The organism is Actinoplanes solisilvae, from assembly GCF_003999975.1.
GTDB classification, from domain to species: Bacteria; Actinomycetota; Actinomycetes; order Mycobacteriales; family Micromonosporaceae; genus Actinoplanes; species Actinoplanes solisilvae.
In genome coordinates this window covers 321021-339723 of record NZ_RJAC01000006.1, presented here as the reverse complement: position 1 = coordinate 339723, position 18703 = coordinate 321021, and the positions used below count along the sequence as shown (strand labels likewise).

The 18703-nt window shown below is 69.7% G+C and carries 14 protein-coding genes; 5 read left to right on the top strand and 9 right to left on the bottom strand.

All coding sequences use genetic code 11. The features are described from left to right. Window positions 1-45: 45 nt before the first annotated feature. Window positions 46-6117 carry an RHS repeat-associated core domain-containing protein gene (locus tag EER30_RS19215; RefSeq protein WP_127501856.1) on the bottom strand — a complete coding sequence of 2024 codons (6072 nt, stop codon included), beginning with the start codon at window positions 6115-6117 and terminating at the stop codon, window positions 46-48. A gap of 137 nt (window positions 6118-6254) precedes the next feature. Then, window positions 6255-7475, bottom strand: a complete 1221-nt coding sequence (locus tag EER30_RS19210; RefSeq protein ID WP_127501855.1) for a PQQ-dependent sugar dehydrogenase — start codon at window positions 7473-7475, stop codon at window positions 6255-6257. 107 nt (window positions 7476-7582) lie between these two features. Between EER30_RS19210 and EER30_RS19205 the strand changes: the two genes are divergently transcribed. Both EER30_RS19205 and EER30_RS19200 read left to right on the top strand, forming a co-directional pair. Next, complete coding sequence (locus tag EER30_RS19205; protein WP_127501854.1) at window positions 7583-7879, top strand: hypothetical protein; 297 nt, start codon at window positions 7583-7585, stop codon at window positions 7877-7879. 168 nt (window positions 7880-8047) lie between these two features. After that, on the top strand, window positions 8048-8662 hold the full coding sequence (locus tag EER30_RS19200; protein ID WP_127501853.1) for a hypothetical protein: 615 nt from the start codon (window positions 8048-8050) through the stop codon (window positions 8660-8662). Window positions 8663-8990: 328 nt separating this feature from the next. Here the strand turns inward: EER30_RS19200 and EER30_RS49960 are convergent, their stop codons facing one another. Further along, a complete protein-coding gene (locus EER30_RS49960; RefSeq protein ID WP_127501852.1) occupies window positions 8991-9113 on the bottom strand; it encodes a barstar family protein in 123 nt (40 codons plus the stop codon). A 121-nt stretch (window positions 9114-9234) separates the two neighbouring features. Here EER30_RS49960 and EER30_RS19190 point away from each other — a divergent pair, with 121 nt between their 5' ends. After that, window positions 9235-9702 (top strand): hypothetical protein, encoded by a 468-nt coding sequence (locus tag EER30_RS19190; protein WP_127501851.1) that lies wholly within the window; start codon window positions 9235-9237, stop codon window positions 9700-9702. 195 nt (window positions 9703-9897) lie between these two features. On the opposite strand, the gene EER30_RS19185 is transcribed toward EER30_RS19190, so the two are convergent. Then, window positions 9898-10497 carry a TetR/AcrR family transcriptional regulator gene (locus tag EER30_RS19185; protein WP_127501850.1) on the bottom strand — a complete coding sequence of 200 codons (600 nt, stop codon included), beginning with the start codon at window positions 10495-10497 and terminating at the stop codon, window positions 9898-9900. 84 nt (window positions 10498-10581) lie between these two features. Between EER30_RS19185 and EER30_RS19180 the strand changes: the two genes are divergently transcribed. Both EER30_RS19180 and EER30_RS19175 read left to right on the top strand, forming a co-directional pair. Next, window positions 10582-11214 carry an NAD(P)-dependent oxidoreductase gene (locus EER30_RS19180; RefSeq protein ID WP_127501849.1) on the top strand — a complete coding sequence of 211 codons (633 nt, stop codon included), beginning with the start codon at window positions 10582-10584 and terminating at the stop codon, window positions 11212-11214. Window positions 11215-11216: 2 nt separating this feature from the next. Beyond that, window positions 11217-12014, top strand: coding sequence for an SGNH/GDSL hydrolase family protein (locus EER30_RS19175; protein WP_164842378.1), 798 nt, complete (start codon window positions 11217-11219; stop codon window positions 12012-12014). A 154-nt stretch (window positions 12015-12168) separates the two neighbouring features. On the opposite strand, the gene EER30_RS19170 is transcribed toward EER30_RS19175, so the two are convergent. The 5 genes from EER30_RS19170 to EER30_RS19150 form a co-directional block, all read right to left on the bottom strand. Next, the gene (locus EER30_RS19170; RefSeq protein WP_127501847.1) at window positions 12169-14307 is read right to left on the bottom strand and encodes an EAL domain-containing protein; all 2139 of its coding nucleotides are present in this window, start codon (window positions 14305-14307) and stop codon (window positions 12169-12171) included. A gap of 181 nt (window positions 14308-14488) precedes the next feature. Further along, the gene (locus tag EER30_RS19165) at window positions 14489-15247 is read right to left on the bottom strand and encodes an endonuclease/exonuclease/phosphatase family protein (protein WP_127501846.1); all 759 of its coding nucleotides are present in this window, start codon (window positions 15245-15247) and stop codon (window positions 14489-14491) included. Then, window positions 15244-16749 (bottom strand): phosphatase PAP2 family protein, encoded by a 1506-nt coding sequence (locus EER30_RS19160; protein WP_127501845.1) that lies wholly within the window; start codon window positions 16747-16749, stop codon window positions 15244-15246. Before EER30_RS19160 ends, EER30_RS19165 begins: the two co-directional genes overlap by 4 nt. Further along, window positions 16749-17726: a YihY/virulence factor BrkB family protein gene (locus tag EER30_RS19155; protein ID WP_127501844.1), complete on the bottom strand. Its 978-nt coding sequence runs from the start codon at window positions 17724-17726 to the stop codon at window positions 16749-16751. The genes EER30_RS19160 and EER30_RS19155 overlap by 1 nt, the downstream gene beginning before the upstream one ends. After that, entirely contained in the window at window positions 17719-18633 is a 915-nt protein-coding gene (locus EER30_RS19150) for a diacylglycerol/lipid kinase family protein (protein ID WP_127501930.1), read from the bottom strand. The genes EER30_RS19155 and EER30_RS19150 overlap by 8 nt, the downstream gene beginning before the upstream one ends. Between the last annotated feature and the right edge of the window lie 70 nt (window positions 18634-18703).

Genomic DNA, 18703 nt, shown 5'->3' with positions numbered 1-18703 from the left:
CGGCGGCCCCGAAGAGCCGCCGCCGTCACCTCGGAAGGATCTCGGCTAGCCGCCGAAATACCGGCTGGCCTGGTAGAACTTGCCGTTGCGTCCGAATCGGACGGTCAGGGACGCCGCCGCCGGGAGGAGGCCTTTCACGTTGCCGCGGCAGAAGCCGCACATGCCTTGCGGATGGGTGATCATCAGCCGGCCCACCGCGCCCTCGCCGCCGTATTTCTGCATCAGGAAGGCGGCCTGCACCTCGACGTGGGAGCCGTAGAAGTCGCCGTTGTCCATGCGGCCGACGCCGGACTTGAGGATGTCGTCCTTGACGTCCGGGTGCAGTGACGAGGAGCTGAGGTCGAACGACCCCCTACCCTCGATGTGCAGGACACCACCCGTCGCGTTCTGCGGGTCCTTGGAGTAGGCCGCGTTCTTGGACGCCCGGACGTGGTCGTCCATGTCGCAGTTGTGGACGAGAACGGCCGCGGCGCCGGCCAGCACGTAGTAGGAGTGCAGGTCATCGACTGTGAGGTCATAGGTGACCTCCTTGTGCTGGTACGAGCGGACCGCCGTGACCTGCACGTAGGTGCCGGCCGCGGTGCGCAGCAGCTCGCCCTCGCGCAGGTCGCCCGCCGACACCCACGCCTTGCGGGTCTCCGACCAGAAGGGGTGGTGCTCGGTCGTGGTGATGGTCGAGGAGCCGACCTGGACGTCGACGAACTGCTTGTCGTCGTCGGTGCGAATGGTGTGGGTGACCTGCTTGGCGGCGTCGTCGAGGCTGGTCGACGGATCGCCGGCCGCGACGGTGTCGCCCGGTTCGACCTCCTCGATCGGCTTGGTCGTGCCGTCGGCCAGCAGCACCGGGGTGCCCGCGACGAAGCTGTGCGCGACCGGGCAGGCCGCCCCGTCCCCCGCGTCCTTCTTGGTCTTCGCCTTGGCCTTGGCCGCCGCGGCCCTGGCTTTCTCCTGCGCTTCGGCGGCGGCCTTCTTGGCCGCTCTCTCCGCCGCCGCCTTGGCCGCCGCGGCCTTCTCGGCCGCGGCCTTGGCCGCTGCCGCCGCTGCTTCCTTGGCCGCCTTCGCCGCGTCCTCGGCGCCCTTGATGATGGCGCGAGCCCACTTCAGTTCCTGGAAGAAGGTGATCACGGCTTTGCCGGCCTTGAAAATGGCCTCGGCGATCTTCTTGGCCTTGAAGATCTTGCCCCACGGCAGCGCCCCGACGACCATCGAGACGCAGGCGACCAGGTCACCCTTGAGGCAGTTGAGGATGTCGTTGATCCCCAGGAACTCCATCAGGATCTGGCCGCCGGCCTCCAGGATCACGTCCAGGGTGCTCTTGGACTGCAGCTGGTTGGCCTTGGCGAGATCCTCCGGCGACGGGCCCTGCGTCTCGGCGGGTGTCGTCGTCGGTGAGGTGGTGGTGGGGCCGGCGTCCGGAACCATGCCGGTCGGGTCGGTGTAGGCCACCGGGTTGTTGGAGGCGTACCGGTAGGCCGACACCGCGCCCTGCCCGGTCGGCATCGCGTCGCGGCTGTCGAATCGGCCGGTCCCCGGGTCGTAGTTACGCGCCCTCAGGAAGTAGTTGCCCTTCCCGGACGTGTCGTCCTGGTAGGCGCCGGCGAACCGCATCGGATTCTCGACGCCCGCCTCCGGCAGTTGCTGCCCGGCCAGAGTGGGCCCGACCCGCGGGTTGCCGAACGGGTCGTAGTCGTAGCCGGCCACGGGCGTGCCGGTCGGCGACAGCAGGTTCGCCGTGCCGCCCAGCCAGTCGTGCGTGTAGGCATGCACCCCGGCGGCCGGGTCGAGCAGCGCGAGCGGCTCGTCGTCCGGGCCGTAGGCGAAGCCCCGCTTCTCGACGACCGCGCCGCCCTGCTCGACGGTGTCGATCGCGATCTGCGGCAGGGTCCCGGCCACGTCCCACGACCAGCGCTGGGTCGAGGTCTGCTGCTGGAACGTCGTGGTCGAGGCGAGCCGCAGCCCGGTGGCGTCGTAGCCGAACGTCGTCGACTGCCCCGACGCGAGTGTGGCCTTGGCGAGGGTGTTGTCGAGGTTGTACTCGAACCGGTCGCCGCCGGCCTTGATCTGGTTGCCCCGGGCGTCGTACCGGTATTCGGTCTCCCGCTCGTGGTTCGGTCCTTCGAGCTCCTCCTCGACCAGCTGGTCGGCGTCGTCGTACTCGTACTCGGTGACGTCGTTGCCGGCCGTGCCCGACCGCACCTGCTTGGTGCGGTTGCCGACCAGGTCGTACCGGTAGTCGATGCGGCCGACCGGCTTGACCGTCTTGTCGGTGCAGGACGCCACGCCGTAGCAGGCCGACACGACCTGGTCCGCCTCGTCGAAGCTGTAGGCCACCGACTCGGCGACCCCGCCCCGGGTGGTCACCACGCGGCTCGGGTTACCGACCGGGTCGAGGGTCAGATCAAACTTCGAGACCGGATCCTGTACGCCGGGGACAGCGTCACCGGTGCGCTCGGTGCCGATCGAGGTCAACCGTCCCGCGTCGTCGTAGACCCGCTTCTCGGTCAGGCCGGTGGCGCCGGGCAGGGTGGTGCTGGTCCGTCGGCCAGCCACGTCGTAGCCGAAGCCCCACGTGGTGCCCTGCGTGGACAGCGAGGTGATCCGGCTGGCCGCGTCGTAGCCGTACGACACCGTGGTGCCGTCCGGGTACTGCCGGTTGGTGATGTTGCCCCGGGCGTCGTAGTCGTAGCCGAACGTCTCGTCCGGGCGGCCGGCCTCCTTACGGGTGACCGACCTGATCTGGTCCTCGTCGTCGTAGCCGACCTGCCGTACGCCGGTCGGGTCGCCGTACGAGGTGGTCCGGTCCTTGGCGTCGTAGCCCCAGGTGTAGACCGGGCCGCCGGTGCCCGTCGTGCGCTTGGACAGGCGATTGACGATGTCGTACTCGTCGAAGACGGTCCGCTTGGCGCGCTCGGCCGAGCTGAGGTCGTCGATCTCCTCGTCCTCGTCGAGGGTGATCGTCTGGGTCCGGTTGTTGTCCGCGTCGTACTTGGTGAACGTGCTGCGCCCGATGGGGTCGGTGCTGCGGATCAGACGCCCGGCCTCGTCGTAGTAGACCGTGGTCCGGTTGCCCCGCGGGTCGGTGACCGACGAGAGCGCCCCGTCCTCGCCGTACGAGTAGAGGGTCGACTCCTCCTCCGGGTCGTCGGCGTCGTACTCGGCGTTCGGCGCCGTGACCGTCCGCGGCTGGTCGTCGTCGTTGTAGGTGTAGCGCGTGGTGTGACCGTTCGCGTCGGTGCTGGACACCGGCCGGTTGAGCGCGTCGAACTTCGTCGTGGTGACATGGTCGAGCGCGTCGATCGACTTGGTCGCGTTGCCGGCGAGGTCGTATTCGTAGTGCGTCGTGAACCGTTCCTTGTCGGCGCCCTCGACGTTGCCCCGCGGCTCGGTGACGGCCGAGAGAAGACCGTCGTCCGTGTACGCGTACGTGGTGATGCCGCCGGTCGCCGAGATCGTCTTGACCTTGTTGCCGGCCTCGTCGTACTCGGTCTTGGTCTGCGCCCCGCCCGAGTCGGTGATGCCGGTCTGCCGCCCCGCCCTGTCGTAGGACATCGACGAGGTGCGGCCCAGGCTGTCCTTGACCCCGGTGACCAGGCCGCTGTTGGCCCGCGTGGACGTGGACGACTTGCCGAGCTCGTCGAGCGTCTCGACGCTGCGGTCGAGGTCGTCGACCCGGTAGTCCTTCACGACCACCTGGCCGCCCGGGTAGGGCCGCCGCATCTGGATCAGGTTGTCGTTGTGGTCGTACCGGTAGGTGGTGGTGAAGTCGGCCTTGACGGCCCCGGGCACGTTGCCGCGCGGCGAGGTGACCGACTCGACCAGGCCCTTGACGTTGTAGGTCCAGCTCGTGACCAGGTCGGCCTCGTGCTTCATGTCGACCGCGGACGTGGCCCGGCGTCCGGCGGGTGTGTAGGTGTAGAGCAGCGTCCGCCGCGCCTCGTAGGTCGCCTTGGGCAGGCCGTTGTCGAAGTACGCGTACGAGACCGCCACTCCGCCCGGGGTCGTGGTCTTCTTCAGACGGCCGACCGCGTCGTATTCGCTGGTCGCCGGGTTCCTCTTGCCCGGCGCATAGACGGCCACCGGACGGTCGAGGTCGTCGAAGACGGTGCGGGTGGTGAAGGTTTCGCGCTTGGCCCCGGCCACGGTGCCGCGCGGGTCGGTGACGGTGACCTGACGGCCGACCTTGTCGAAGCCGAACTCGACCCGGCGCCCCTCCGGCGAGACGGACGCCTTGGTCAGGCCCGCGTTGAGTTGCCCACTCGGGATGTTCTCGTAGCGGGCGACCTTGCCGCGCTGGTTGGTGACGGTCAGCGGGCGACCCCGGTCGTCGTACGTGTAGGTGATGGAGTGGTTCTCGGGGTCGGTGGTCTTGACCAGCTCGTCGAACTCGTTGTAGTCGTCCCTCCACGTCTGCCCGTCGGGGTCGACGTGGGTGGTCGGGTTGTTACGGGCGTCGTACTGGGTCTTCTCGCTGAACTTGCGGCCCGGCGCGAACTGCTCGATCAGGTTCCCGGCCGCGTCGTACCGCGACTCGTGCTGGTTCTGATTGCCGTTGACCACCAGGTTGCGGTTCAACGTGCCGTCGTACCGGTGGCTGTTGGTGTCGCCGTTGCCGCGCTGCGAGTAGAGCAGCACGTTGCCCTTGTAACCGTCCCACACCACCACGTTGTCGGCGTCGGTGGTCTTCGCCTCCTGCTTGGCGGCGTTCCACTCGAACGTCGTGGCCGCGCCCAGCGCGTCGAGCTGGCGGGTGACGCGACCGGTCTCCCCGTACTCGTTGGTGGCCGTGACCACCTTGCGCGGGTCGATCACCTGGGTGAGCAGACGGGCCGCGCTGTACCTGTACTGCCAGTCCTGGCCGACGGCGTCGCGGACCTTGGTCAGCAGTCCGTTGGTGTAGAAGTACTGCGTCTTGCGCCCGTCCGGCAGCGTGATCGACTCGATCAGGCCGGCGGCCAGCCTCACCACCGCGGTGTGCCCGGACGCGTCGGTCACGGTGATGCTCGTGTCGGTGTGCGCGAGCCGCAGGCCCACCTGGCGCGGGTTGAGCACCGACACCAGCCGGCCCTGCGCGTCGAAGGTGAACACGATGTTGTTGCGGGTGGTCAGCGTCCAGCCGTCGGCCGCCTTGCGCAGCGTCGACCGCACGCCCGGCGGCCGCACATAGCCGTCGCCGTCCGTCCGGAACAGCGTGTCCGAGCCGTCTTCGGCCCGCACCAGGGCGCCGTCGGCGGTGGCGGTGACCTTCATGTCGTAGACCCAGGCCCAGCCGGGCCCGAACGCCGAGGCGCCGGTGTTCAGCGACGAGTACGCCCGGCCCGATTCGAACGGAACGCCGAAGGCGGACATCGACAGGTCGATCTCGCTGAGCGTGAAACCTCCGGTGCCGGTGTTGACGCCGGTCGCCCGTACGGCCTGGCTCGCCGACGTCATGCCGAGCGCGACGGAACAACCGCAGCCGGCCGCCTGCCGGTCCGGGATCGCCGGTGGGTCGACCATGGTGCGCGGCTGCGCGTTCTCCGAGTTGGCCGACGGCACCTCGCCGTCCGGGTAGATGCCGGTGATCGTGACGAAGTAGTTCCTCGCCGCGTCGAGCTGCCAGCCCTCGGCCACCCCGAGCGACTTGCAGTAACGGCGCAACTCGCCGCAGCCGTCGTTGCCCAGCCGGTCGCGGCCCAGCACGACCGACTCCTGCTTGGTCTGCGACTCGGCGTCGAAGAGATCGACCCGCCACGACTCGAACGCGTCGTCCTTGACGTTGAAGTAGGCGACCAGCGAGGTGTCGCCGACCACGAAGCCGGGTCGCAGCACCACGTCGACGAACGTCTCACCCGGAGCCGCCGCGGCGGCCCGGGCCACCTCGGCCTTGCTCACCCTCTCGGGCTTGCCGCCGGCTTCGACCAGCGGCGGTACGACCGGAGGCCGTTCACTCTCGGCAAGGGCCTTGATCCCGGCCGCTCCGGCGGGAACGCCGCGCTGCTGTGGTGCCTGGCCCGCTGTGACGGCCGGAACGTCGCCGGGCTCGGCCGCCCGGGCCGGCACATCGGCCGGCGGCGCCAGGGTCCCGACGAGAAGTAGAGCGCTGAAGCCCGCGATCCAGCGAGCGCGCGCGAAGGACATGTCGATTCCACCCCCATGAGATGATCACAGGGATCGAAACATGCCTATCTATTCAGCTAAACCCTTTGTCCTTGATCCGTCACCGCCACACGGTCACACGGGTAGCCGCGCCTTCGGCCGCGCAGCCCGCGGAAACGCTAGGCGCGGGGCGTGACGCGCAGGAGGCGGTCGTCGGTCCCGTTCGAGGTGGTGATGTAGAGGGCACCGTCGGGGCCACTCCGCACGCCGCGCAGCCGGCCGAAGGCGTCGTTGAGCTCGGTGGGCAACGCCAGGTCGGCGACCGCTTCACCGGACTCGCCGAGTTGGAACAGCAGGGTCTTCTGGCCGCGCAGGGCGACGACGGCCAGCCGGCCGTTCAGCGGGCCCCACTGTGCACCGGTGAGGAACGTGGCGCCCGACGGCGCCTCGGTCGAGGTCTCGCCCGAGGTCCACAGCGGAGGCACAGCGTCGGGGAAGCGCTCGCGGTCGGTCATCGGAACGCTTTCGTCGTACGTGTCGACGGTGCCGCCGCGGGAGGGATCCCAACCGTAGTTCGCGCCGGGACGGATGCGGTTCATCTCGTCGAAGCCGCTCGGCCCGTGCTCCGCGGTGAACACCTGCCCCGATCCGGGTCGCACGGCGACGCCCTGGATGTTGCGGTGGCCGTAGCTGTAGACGCGCCGCTCGTTGGCGTTCGACGACGACGCGAACGGATTGTCGGCCAGCCCCTGACCGGTACGCAGATCGACGCGCAGCACCTTCCCGCCGAGGCTGCGGCGATCCTGCGGGTGCGACGGCTCGGCCACGTCACCCGTGCCGACCAGCAGCGCGCCGTCAGCGGCAATCGTCGGACGACACCCCGAATGCCGGCCCGTGCTGATGGGAAGACCGGTCACCAGATCCCGTACGCGGGTCGCGCTCGCCGCGTCAGCCGAGAGCCGCCAGGTGACCAGGCGAACATCGACCGGCTCACCGTTGCTCTGGTGCGTCTGGCAGGCCGTGAACTCGCGCGACCGGGCGAAGTCGGGGTGGATCACCAGCCCCATCAGCCCGCCCTCCCCCGCGACGAAGACGTCACCGAGGTCGGCCCGCACCTCCCGGGCCCGGCCGTCGTCGACGAGCTTGAACCGGGCCGGGCGCTCGGTCACCAACACCCGGCCGTCAGGCAGAAAGCCGAGATCCCACGGGTGCTCGAGCCCGGCGACGACGGTCTCCACGGCCAGGCCGGGAGCCGGTCGTGGGTCGGCCGCCGACGCGCTCGTGGCGGGACTTGCGGGCGCGCTCGCAGGGGCGCTCTCCGCCGCCCCGTCGTCGCAGGCGCCAACCAGCCCCGCCGCCAGAACAACGCCCAGTGACCAGCTCAAACGCTTGATCGCCACGGTGCCCTCCCCAATCCCGCCCGAGCCTACCGAAGCGATGCCCAAGATGGCCCAAGCTGGCCAGCGGCGACGTGGAGCGAGCTCGCGAGCTTGACGTTTGGCTGCGTGTGGAAACCTCGACGCTGGTCGTTGACCGGCTACCCGGCGGGGCTGCCTACCCGCGCCAGAATGGTCCGGTCCGCCTGTTCAGGCTCCGGCCGGGGCAGATCGGCCGGTACCGGGCGAACTTTCGGTTCACCGTCACCACCTGTGCCTGCAATCCGAGCTGGTACTACGAGGACCGGCTGATACTCATCGCCAACGGCGAAATACGAACCGACGGATTCATCTCCCGCACGCCCGACTACGACATCGATTACCGCGTCCACCTCTACGGCGGATCGAGGCGAGCACACCAGCGGTAACTCGCCACCAGCGACGTTCGGCGGTCCGCCAACGACGCCGCAGATCGGCGGCAGATGTGATCACGGTCTCGAGACGGGATCGTACTGGTCATCCGCGTGCAAGGGCTTCTCGCGTCTGGCTTTACGATTCCGCTGTTCCCTGGCCGCAACATTGAAGGTGGATAAGGCATGGCTTTCCGAGAACTCCAGGCGATGCAGGTCGCGTACGAACTGCTGTCCCCGCTCGACCCGAGTGCGCAACAGCGTGCGATAGCTTGGTTGTCGGCGGCGCTCGCGGACAACAACGGCGCCCCCACGACCGTGGACGAGCCGGCCGCACCGGTGAAGCCGGTCGCAGAAGTGTCGGCGGCAATCGCACCGGGAGACAGCGTCGCGGAGGTTGCGGCCGAGCCCGCCGCAGCCGTGCCCGAAGTGGAGACCGCAGCGCCGGCAGCGCCCGCCGATGAGCCGGTAGCCGCAGCCGAACCTGAGGTCGCCGTCGGGCCAGTAGCCGCGCCGGCGCCGGACCCGCGGCCCAAGCGAGGCCGGTCCGCGAAGGCAACCGGTCGGCGCGCCGCCAAGGCAGCCAAACCCGCTCCGGTTACGACACTGCCGGAGGCAGAGCCAAGCCGGCGGGGCGACCGACCCAGCGGTGAGCAGTTCCTCGCCGACCTCACCACGGCCGGCTCGTTCAAAGCACTCGCGGAGAAGTACGGCAAATCAATCGGCACGATCGGGAACTGGGCTAACCAGCTGCGCGAACAGGGGTTCAACATCCCGGTCGGCCGCCAGAAGAAGGCCTGAAGCACAAGCCGTGGGCGGGGACGAAGCCCAACTGCGGCTCGGTCCCACCCACACTCACCCCTCCTCCCTAGCAACCCTGGGAGATCGGCTGTAGGAGGTGGCCAGCGCACGGGTCCCGGCAGATCCGTGCACCGATCCAGCCGCTACCTCAGCTCGTACCGCTACCTCAGCTCGTACGTGAAGCAGTCGGCCCAACGCCGGTCGACGTCCTGTTGGGCGACCGCTCCCAGCACGCGTTCGATGCGTTCGAACGCCACCGTCCCCATGGTCGTACGGCTACCTTGGGCAGCAACCCAGACCAGATGTACCGGTCGGGGAACGTCCCTGGTCAACCGGTCCACAAAGTGTCCAGCTTCCGGCCGTGGAATGGACCGAAGTCCAGAAGCGCCGCCAAGTGCCGATGGAAATCGGCCTCGGTGCGGATCTGATTCCCGTCGAGTTGGAGGTGCACGGTCGCGTGGGCTCTCCCCGAGCGACGGTCGCCCGGCGCCTAAGGTTGCACGGCGAGCGGTCAGTGCGCATTGTCGGCGGCTCAGACCGCCCTCATGGGATCGTCCGTCGCGGGAGCGCATGTGGCATACACGCTTTATCTGCTTGCCCGTTCCGGTGAACCGGTTGCACAACGCGTGATCCTGCAGCTGATCGAAGCCGCGATGCGCCTAGACTCCGCCATCTCGTCTGCGCCGAGCGGCGACGGTGTAGGTTGGGCCGCACATGAAGTATCGACATCGCAAGATCTGGGAGAGCAGTCGGACGACCCGCTCCTGGATCTATTCGTGCCCCGCACTGGCGGCGGACCGATCCTGCTCCAGGTGAACACCCGCCCCGGCGCCGTGCGGCAAGAGGTGGACGGCGCCTTGCGAAACGGCGCACCAGGCCCCGTCGCCGGCAGTGACACCCTCATCGAACTGACGCTGTCGGGACACACCACGGACTGGTTGATCGCCGACGTCATTTCTTCAGTGGCGATGCGACTATGGGATGCCGTGATGTATGACGAGGAATTAGGCTTCGACATCTCGTTCGACGAGCATGCCTGACAGGTCCGCTGCTGCCGGGGATAGGCGAAGACAGGCAGCCGGCCACGAACGCTCGATACCTTCGCAGACGGCCGCTCATCGGCCATGTCCGCCGCGCGTCGCCGCCCGTACGGTCTGCACGCAGGGTGACCCTCGTCCTGAGCGCCGCGCGCGACCGGCGGCAGATGCGGGTACCGCGTGAGCCTGATGTGATGGTCACTGGCCATGAAAGGCAGACGGCGGCAGCAGTGGGCGGACAGCGGCACGGGCTAACGCCTCGGCGGATGCGCGCGGGGCGGCGGTTGCGGCCGGTCCTTGGGCGTAGTAGCGCAGGAACGCCTCGTGGAAGCATGCACCGATCAGTAGGGATGCGGTTGCGTCCGGGTCTGCGTCGGGGTTGATGCGTTCGATGGCCTGCTCGGCCCGCAGGTAGTTGGCGAAGATGGCGACCGCCTTGTCCGGGCCACCGCCGTGCCGGTTCATCGCTTCCCGGTGTGCTGCCATGCGCTGCGGGTCGGCGAGGAGCGCGCCCAGCATGGGAATCGATTGCTGGTAGAAGTCCAAGACTGCGTGCGCGAGTTCGGCGAGGTTGTCCTCGACGTCGCCCTCGCCTGGCCGGACCGAGATCCGGGACAGGCCGGGCAGTCTCTCCTGGAGGACGGCGAGTAGCAGTCGCTCCTTGTCGTCGAAGTACTTGTAGAGCGTGGGCTCGGAGACCTTCGACGCCTGCGCGATCTCCTTTGTCGTGGCCAGCGCAACGCCGCGTGTCCGCAGAATCTGCTCGGCCGCGTCGAGGATCCGTTCCCTGGTGCTCATGTCGTCCTCGTCTCACCGGTTGACAGGTTAGTGATTACTAGCCCAGTATCGGGGTTAGTAATCACTAACCCCTGGAGGGCATGCATGCGCCTCATTGTCTTCGGCGCCACCGGCGGCACCGGACAACACGTTGTGCTCCAGGCGCTCGCCGCCGGCCATCACGTCACCGCAATGGTGCGCGACCCGGCCCGCCTGCCGCAGATCGACCACCCACAACTCGAACCGGTGATCGCCGACGCCATGAACCCCGACGCGATCCGGCCAGTCGTGACCGGCCAGGACGCGGTGGTGTCAGCACTGGGCCCGCGCACCAGAACGGACGCCTCGGTGTGCGCCGACGGCGCCTCCGCGATCATCACCGCGATGCGTGCCGAGGGCACCCGGCGCCTGATCGTCGTCACTGCGAGCGGACACATCGTCGACGCCGGCGACGGCCCGTTCACCCGCACCGTGGTCAAGCCAATGCTGCGGCGCTACCTCCGGGAGGGATTCGCCGACTTCGCCCGCACCGAGCAGGCCGTCCGCGACAGCGACCTGGACTGGACGATCATGCGACCGCCGCGCCTCACCGACGGCAAGCACCGCCCCTATCGCACCGCCATCGACCGTAACGTCCGCGGCGGCATCACCATCGCCCGCGTCGATCTCGCCAATGCCATCCTCGCCGCACTGGACAACCCGACCACCGCCGGCCACACCATCTCGCTGGGGTACTGACCGTGAAGAAACGCATCATCATCGCCGCGTGCCTGCTGCTCGTCGGCGTACTCGGCGCCGCAGGCACCGTCGGATACCTCACCTTCGGCCGGCCGCCTGCCAATCCACCAGCCGAAGCCTGCGCCGACGGCCGCAAGCCAGACGCTCGTCCCACCGTCGTCGCGGCCGGCTCCAGCTCGACCCAGGGCACGCTCGGCGCCGACTGGGTGGGCGCACTTCGCGAACGGCCCGAACACCGCGAGTACGAGTTCGTCAACGCCGGCGTAAACGGCAACACCAGCGCCGACCTTCGCCAGCGGGTCGATACCGACATCGTCGCATGCCGCCCCACCGCGGTCGCGATCCTGATCGGCGGCAACGACGTACGCGATGGCGTACCGCTGGATCAGTACCGGGACAACCTCGGCGCGATCGTCGACCGTGTCAAGTCCCGCACCACCGCCCGGATCGCGCTGCTGTCCCTGCCGCCGCTCGGCGAGGACCTGGACGCCGAACTCAACCAGAAACTCACCGCCTACAACACCGTGATCAAAGAGACCGCGACCCGCGCCCAGGTCGACTACCTGCCCGTACACGAGCAGCTGACCGACCTGCTCCGGCAGCGCGGCGGCGACCCCGCACCATACGACTTCAGCTTCCTGCTGTCCTTCGGCGCGGCGACCCAGCACTACCTGTTCGGCCAAAGCTGGGACGAGGTCGCCCGCAACGGCGGACGCGAACTGCTCGTCGACCACATCCACCTCAACGACCGAGGCGGCGCCATCATCACCGAACTCGTCGCTCATTGGCTGGCCACCTAGAAACCGAAGAGACCGCTCGACAACCTCGGCGACCAGCAGCGCCACAAACATGCCGTGGATCACCAAGGATTACCTGCATATCAAGCAGATCCGCGCACCTGCCCTCGGGAGACCGTGGTGAGTGGACCTGGCACGGCGTAGTCGATCGTTCCCGTCAGGCGCCGCGCTGGAGGGGGAGGTCGTCGGCCCGGGTTATCAGGGTGTCGCGGTGTTCGTGGTCGCCTCGGACCAGGGCGGCTATGTGTTCGCAGGCCTCGGCGGTCAGGGGGTCGAGGGTCGCGGCAGCCGGCTGGCGGGTGATGTAGCCCTGGACGTGGCGGATGCGCTGGTCGTAGATCTGGCGCAGGGTCAGTGGGGACTCGTCGTCGACGCCCTCGACGATGACCACGCGCGGCGCGTGGGCCACGTGGCTGGCCGTGTCCATGACCAGGGAGAGTTCCTTGGCCGCCAACGGGTGGTGGAGGATCGCGCGGTCGACCTTGATCTGGGTCAACGGCAGCTCGGCCATGCGGGACAGGGACGCGTAGCCCTCGCCGAAGTCGTCGACGGCGAAGGCCACGCCGACGTCGCGGGCGATCGCGGCCAGGCGGTTGTGGAAGTAGGCGTGCGGGGCCTCGGCCCACTGTTCGCCGCGGCGGGGCTCGATCGGGTCCTGTTCGGAGATCTCCAGGGTGACCGTGGACGGTTCGATGCCCAGCTCGGCGATCGTCGCGCGCAGCACCTCGACGTACGCGTCGCTGAGCAGCGATCGCACGGCCACGTTGATCGAGACCGGCTTGGGGTCGCGCCACGGGCCGTCGGCGTGGGCCTGGGCGTAGGCGCGCAGGGCGATGCCCAGGATGACGCGGTCGCGTTCGACGACGAAGCGGTCGCCCCACACCTCGGCCAGGCGCAGCATGGCGACCGGGGCGCGCTGGTCGGACGGCGAGCGGCGGGCCAGTGCCTCGTAGCTGTGCACGCCCACGCGCCGGGCCGTCTTGCCGAGCGTGACGACCGGCTGGAAGACGACGCTGCACGATTCGAGGACCCGGCGGTAGAGCTCGAAGCAGTGCTCGTAGAGCGGGCCGGGCAGTCGTCCGAAGGCGCCGCGCAGGGCGGTCAGGACTTCGATCTCGGCCTCTTCGGGAGCGGCTGCGAAGTCCGTACGCCAGATGGTCTCAAGGATCTTGGCCAGGGGCTGGCCGAGGGACAGGAACCGGGGCGCGGGGTCGACCAGGGCCAGGAGCAGGGAGCTGCCCTCGGCGTGGCGCAGCGGCAGGCACAGGACGGTGCGGCGGTCGTCGCCGACGGTGTGCCCGAACCAGTCGGCGCCGCCCGGGAAGTCGAGCATGGCGCGGATCTGGTCGAGGTCGAAGCGCTTGGTCGAGTCGATCGTCTGGAAGCCGCCGGAGGTGTATTCGAGCAGGGCGGCCGAGTGGGCCTCGGTGGCGGCGCGCACGTATTCGACGCGGGACGGCGCCGCTCCCCCGGCCTCGGCGCGGTGCCCGGAGGAGCGCGGGGCGGCGTGCCGGGGCATGCGGGCGTTCTGCGACAGGCGGCGGATCAGGTGCAGGATCTCGCCGGCCGCGCCGTCGAGCGGGTTGGACAGCGGGCGCAGACCCGGCCCGGCGGCGGGTTCGCCCGGTGCGCCGGTGAGCACGATCGAGTCGGTTCCCGCGACCTGCGGTGACAGGCCCTGATCCCGTACGGCCTGGGCCAGCGACCCGATGGTGACGCGTTGCTCGCGGCGCATCGTGGCGAGGATGTGCGCGGTGAGGACGCCGTGGCGGATGACGGGGTCTTCGCGGCTGTCGGCGTCGGGTGCGACGGAGATCAGGGCGCTGTAGCGGCTGGGGTCGAGGCGGCCGGGTTTGTCCTGGGCCCACGCCGCGTCGAGGATCAGGACGGCCGAGCCGGGGAAGAAATCGAGGACGTCGCGTTCGAGGAAAGCCATCCGAAGCCCAGAATCCGGAATTTCGGAAAGGGTCGATTCGTCAAGGTCGGCGGTGACGAGATAGGTGTCGGCGCCGCGACTCCACTCCGGTTGCCGCACCGATCCGGCGAAATAGACGACCAGAAGATCAGTCGGGTCGGAGCGCATGGCCGCTTGACGCAGGGCCGCCTTGATGTGCGCGGCGGTCGCGCCGGCCCCGGTGAACAGACAGGTGTCGAAGCCGTGAAGATCGAGCAGCTCTTGGACGGCGCGGGCGTCGCGCTCGGCGAACCGCAGCCGCGAGGGCCGTGACCTGCCAGAACGCGCGCGCGGACCAGCGTCGTCGGCCCCCACGATGACCGCGAAGCGCTGATTCGCCATCGAACGCCTCCGGGTTTCGAGCACTCTCGCGTTGGATGAGGGTTATTCAGGGCCTACCTTGACCTGCACCGAGCCGGAGGCCAACGACTCGGTATCCACCGCCCTGAATAACTCTCACGCCTCCGCATGCGGCGTCCGCTGATGATAGCGAGTGGACCGCTCCAAACAAATCGATCTTTGGCTATAGGGACAATTCCGCCCGTACGGGGTAGTGGTCGGAAGCGAATTCCGTCTCGTCGCCGCGCATGACGACCATGTCCGAAGCGGCCACCGTCGGTGAGGCCATCACATAATCGAGACGCATGCGCGAGAACTCCCGCCCGCCACCCCTGGTGGTCGGCACGGTCAGCGGCGAACCCGACCCGGCCACCTTCCACAGGTCGACAAAGCCGGCGTCGAGGAACGCCCCCACGGCCCGTGTGTCGGCCGACCCGTCCGGGGCGAGGTGCCGGGCCCGCAGGAAACCCGCCTGCGGCGCGAGGGTCGCCGTGTGGTCTGTTCCGGGGTCGAGCCCGTTGAGGTCCCCGGCGATCACCGTACGCAGCCGGTCCGGCCGGAAGCGGGCCGCCAGCCAGCGAGCCTCGCGCATGCGGCGGTAGGGCGAGAACGGGTTCAGGTGAACGCTGACCACCCGAAGGGGCCCCGATGGGGTGGCGACCGTGACGGCCGCGGCGGCGTGATGCAGGCGCCAGCGCACCTCCGTCCGCTCGAGGATCCGCAAGGGCGGCCGCACAAGCACCGCGACCGGCTGCCCGAGGAACGAGCGCCCCAAGAACGGCGCCATCCCGACGGCGTCGGCCAGCTCTCCCAATGAACCGGCATCGAAGCCGCGCAGCTCCTGCAGGGCCAGCAGGTCGGGGTTCTCGCGGCGGATCACCGTGGTGATCGCGTCGAGCCGCCCGCCCCCGCCGGTCTTGATGTTCCAGGTCAGGAACCTCACGCGGCCACCGTCCGCTGCTCCTGCCGGTGCACCTCGACGGCGGCCTCCGACGCGGTCGCGGGATCCGCGTTGGGGCGGATGATCAGGTAGAGGGCGCCGACCCAGCAGGCGGTCAGGATCGTCGCGCCGAGCACGTCGGTCGGGTGGTGCATGCCGCGGTACATGCGGGAGAACGCGACAAGCAGGGGCATCACGACGGCGAGGACCGGGAAGGCCCAGCGCCACCAGTGCCGTACGCGGGGAAGGGTCACAACGGCGATCGCGACCCAGATGCAGATGGTCGCGGCGATGTGGCCGGACGGGAACGACGAGGTCGGCATCTGACCGTCGAGCTGCTCGGCCGAGGGACGGGCGCGTCCGGTCGCGGCGGCCGCGCAGAGGAAGAGGGTGAGTTCGCCGACCATGGTGAGCACGATGAACAGCACCGGGCGCCACTGCCGCCACAGGGCCAGCGCGAGCGGGCAGAAGATCAGGCAGATGAGCAGGATGGCGTGGGTGTCGCCGGCCTTGGAGGCGAGCCAGCTCAGGTCGTCGAGCCGGTCGGTGCGGAACGTCTGCAACCAGCGCGGGAAGGCGTCGTCGAACGGCGGCTCCCAGCGGGTCACGGCTTTCCCGACGAAGAAGAGAACCCCGAATGTCAGCACCCAGCCGACCAGGATCTCGGCGCCCTTGGCCCACGGATGCGGGAGCACCTTCTCCTCGGCGGGGGCGGGAAGGAGGTCGTCGGCGGCGTCGGGGTCGAGCCCGTCGGTCACCGAAGGGGTGGGGTGGCCGGCTTCGCGGCGCCAGACCCGGAAGGCGTACGCGGTGACGCTGATCCACGCGAGGCCGAGGAGCCAGCCCGCGAGGACGTCGGAGAGGAAGTGGACGCCGAGGGCTATGCGGCTCAGGCCCACGGCCACGATGACGAGCCCGGCGACCGAGAGGATCCACGCCTTGTGGCGGCCGCGGGTGGCCGACAGCAGGACCAGCGCGAGCATGCCGTACACGATGGTGGCCCCGAGGGTGTGGCCGCTGGGAAAGCTGGGGCCGCTGTAGGAGCCGATCGGCTCGGCGACCACCGGCCGCACCCGGCCGACCAGCGCCTTGAGGCCCGGGTCGAGGATCGCCGCGCCCAGGCCGGTGACCGCCAGGTAGAGGGCCAGGCGGGGCAGGCGGCGGATCAGCAGCAGCACGATCACCATGAGCACGATCGGCACCAGGAAACCGCGCCCGCCGGCCGACGTGACGACGTTCAGGGCCTTGGCCAGGGCCGCGTGGGGCGCGATGAGGTCGTTGAGGCCGGTGGCGATCGACTGGTCCAGGTCGCGCAGCGGGCTCCAGTTGGCCCGCACCAGCAGCAACAGCGTGCCGAAGGCCAGGCCGGCCAGAACGACCACGGCCAGGCCGGCGACGCTGCGCTCGGCGAAGCGCCGGACGGGGGCCCAGCCCGCCCGCTCGACCACGCGGTTGTCGTCGGACACTTCGGACTCCTCGGGGGATCGGGGAAGGTTCCCTGGCATTACCCGGAGGGCTTCGGCCGCACACTTGGCTCCCACTTGTCGCGCTTCGCCGGCCGGGGCGCACCGACCCGGGCCGCCTCGAGCTGGGCGGCGAAGGCGAGGCCGAGGAAGAGCGCGATGCCGGTCAGGTTGGCCCACAGCAGCAGCGCGATGATGGCCGTGAGCGGCCCGTACGTGGCCCCGAAGCCCCCGCCGAAGCGCACGTACCCGGCCAGCGCGAGACTCGCCAGCCACCACAGCACGGTCGCCACGCCCGCGCCGAACAGCAGCCACGACAGGCCCGGCTGGTGGCGGCGCGGCGAGTACTTGAAGAGCAGCCCGACGGCGAAGACGATCAGCACGAGGCTCAGCGGCCAGCGCACGAAGTCCCAGGTCACGCGCAGCTCGCCCGGCCAGTCCCAGTGTTGCTGGGCCGCGTCGCCGAACGGCCGCCCGGCCACCAGCAGCAGGAAGCCGAAGAGCGCGGGCAGCCCGGCGACCCCGGCCAGGATCGTGGCCCGCGCATACTTCAACACCGCCGGGCGGTCGCGCTCGACGCCGTAGATGCGGTTCGCGCCCCGCTCGATCTGCGACACGGCCGTGGTCAGGGCGAGCAGACCGGTGATCAGGCCCAGGGTCAGCGCGACCTCACCGGCGTCGCTGGCGTGCTCGGTGTCCTCGAGCAGCTCGCTGACCAGCGGATCGCTCGCGCCCGGGGTGAGACCCAGGATCGTCTCGGCCACGACCCGGCCACCCTCCTCGGCGCCCAGGTCGGCGGCGAGGCCGGAGAGGGCGATCAGGAACGGGACGATCGCCAGGCAGAGCTGGAAGGCGAAGGCGCGCGCGTGACTGAAGCCGTCGCCGTAGCGGAACCGGATGAACGCGTCGCGCACCAGAGGCCAGCGGCCGTAGTGCCGGATCGCGAGCAGAGCATCGTCGGCCGATAGCTCGTCCCCGCTCATGTCGCGGGTCTGCGGCACGGGCTCGGTGCTACTCACGGGCCGCCTCTCGGATCTGTTCGGCGGCCTCGGCCGCGGTGCTCACGTCGTACGCCAGATCGGGGTCTCCGGCCGGGCGGGGCACACTGAGCAGCAGCGCCCGCGGCTTCACGTGGATCTCCAGGCTGCGGCCGGGCTCGATGAGGTCGCCGTCGAGCTGCCGTGGTTGCGTACCCCGGGCCAGGATCTTGATCTTGGAGGCGGTGTAGGTCTCCATCAGCGGCACCCGGTCGCGGCGGCGCACCACACCCCAGGCCAGCGACGCCCAGTGGGCCAGGTTGTTCGGGCTCAGGATCGCCACGTCGAGCTGCCCGTCGGCCGGGTCGGCCTCGGTGAGCAGCCGCACCCCGCCCTGCAGACGGCCGACGTTGCCGACGATGACCGTACGCGGCCTGCGCGGCATCGGCGGCCGGTCGTCGAGCACGATCCGGGCCCGCATCGGGCGATCGCGCAGGTGCTTGACCGCGCCGCCCACGTAGGCCAGCCAGCCGATGCGCTTCTTGGCCTGCTCGGACGTGCCGGCCAGCATCTGCGCGTCGAAGCCCATGCCGGCCATCACGACGAAGCAACGGCCGTCGCAGACGCCCACGTCGATGCGGCGGCGGCCGCCCTCGAGCGCCACCTCGACACCGGTCGCGGGGTCGGTGCCCAGGCCCAGGTTGGCCGCGAGCAGGTTACCGGTGCCGGCCGGGAGCACGGCCATGGTCACGTCGGAGCCGGCCAGGGCGGTGACGACGGCCATCACGGTGCCGTCGCCGCCACAGGCGAACACGAGTTCGGCCCCGTCGCGTACGGCCTGCTCGGCCTGGCCCTTGCCGGGGTCGTCGGGGGTGGTCTCGTACCAGGACGGCTCGGGCCAGCCGGCCTTCGCGAGTCCTTCGCCGATGATCCGGCGAAGATGATCCATGTCGGGCACCTTGGTGGGATTCACGACGATCGCGCTGCGGGGTCCGGTCACGCGCACAGTGTGCCCAAGG

What these genes read in the sequence shown, in the direction of transcription:
- EER30_RS19215 (WP_127501856.1), bottom strand. Translation starts at nt 6,117, where the DNA reads ATGTCCTTCGCGCGCGCTCGCTGGATCGCGGGCTTCAGCGCTCTACTT.
- EER30_RS19160 (WP_127501845.1), bottom strand. Translation starts at nt 16,749, where the DNA reads ATGCCAGGGAACCTTCCCCGATCCCCCGAGGAGTCCGAAGTGTCCGAC.
- EER30_RS19170 (WP_127501847.1), bottom strand. Translation starts at nt 14,307, where the DNA reads ATGGCGAATCAGCGCTTCGCGGTCATCGTGGGGGCCGACGACGCTGGT.
- EER30_RS19200 (WP_127501853.1), top strand. Translation starts at nt 8,048, where the DNA reads ATGGCTTTCCGAGAACTCCAGGCGATGCAGGTCGCGTACGAACTGCTG.
- EER30_RS19180 (WP_127501849.1), top strand. Translation starts at nt 10,582, where the DNA reads ATGCGCCTCATTGTCTTCGGCGCCACCGGCGGCACCGGACAACACGTT.
- EER30_RS19150 (WP_127501930.1), bottom strand. Translation starts at nt 18,633, where the DNA reads ATGGATCATCTTCGCCGGATCATCGGCGAAGGACTCGCGAAGGCCGGC.
- EER30_RS19185 (WP_127501850.1), bottom strand. Translation starts at nt 10,497, where the DNA reads ATGAGCACCAGGGAACGGATCCTCGACGCGGCCGAGCAGATTCTGCGG.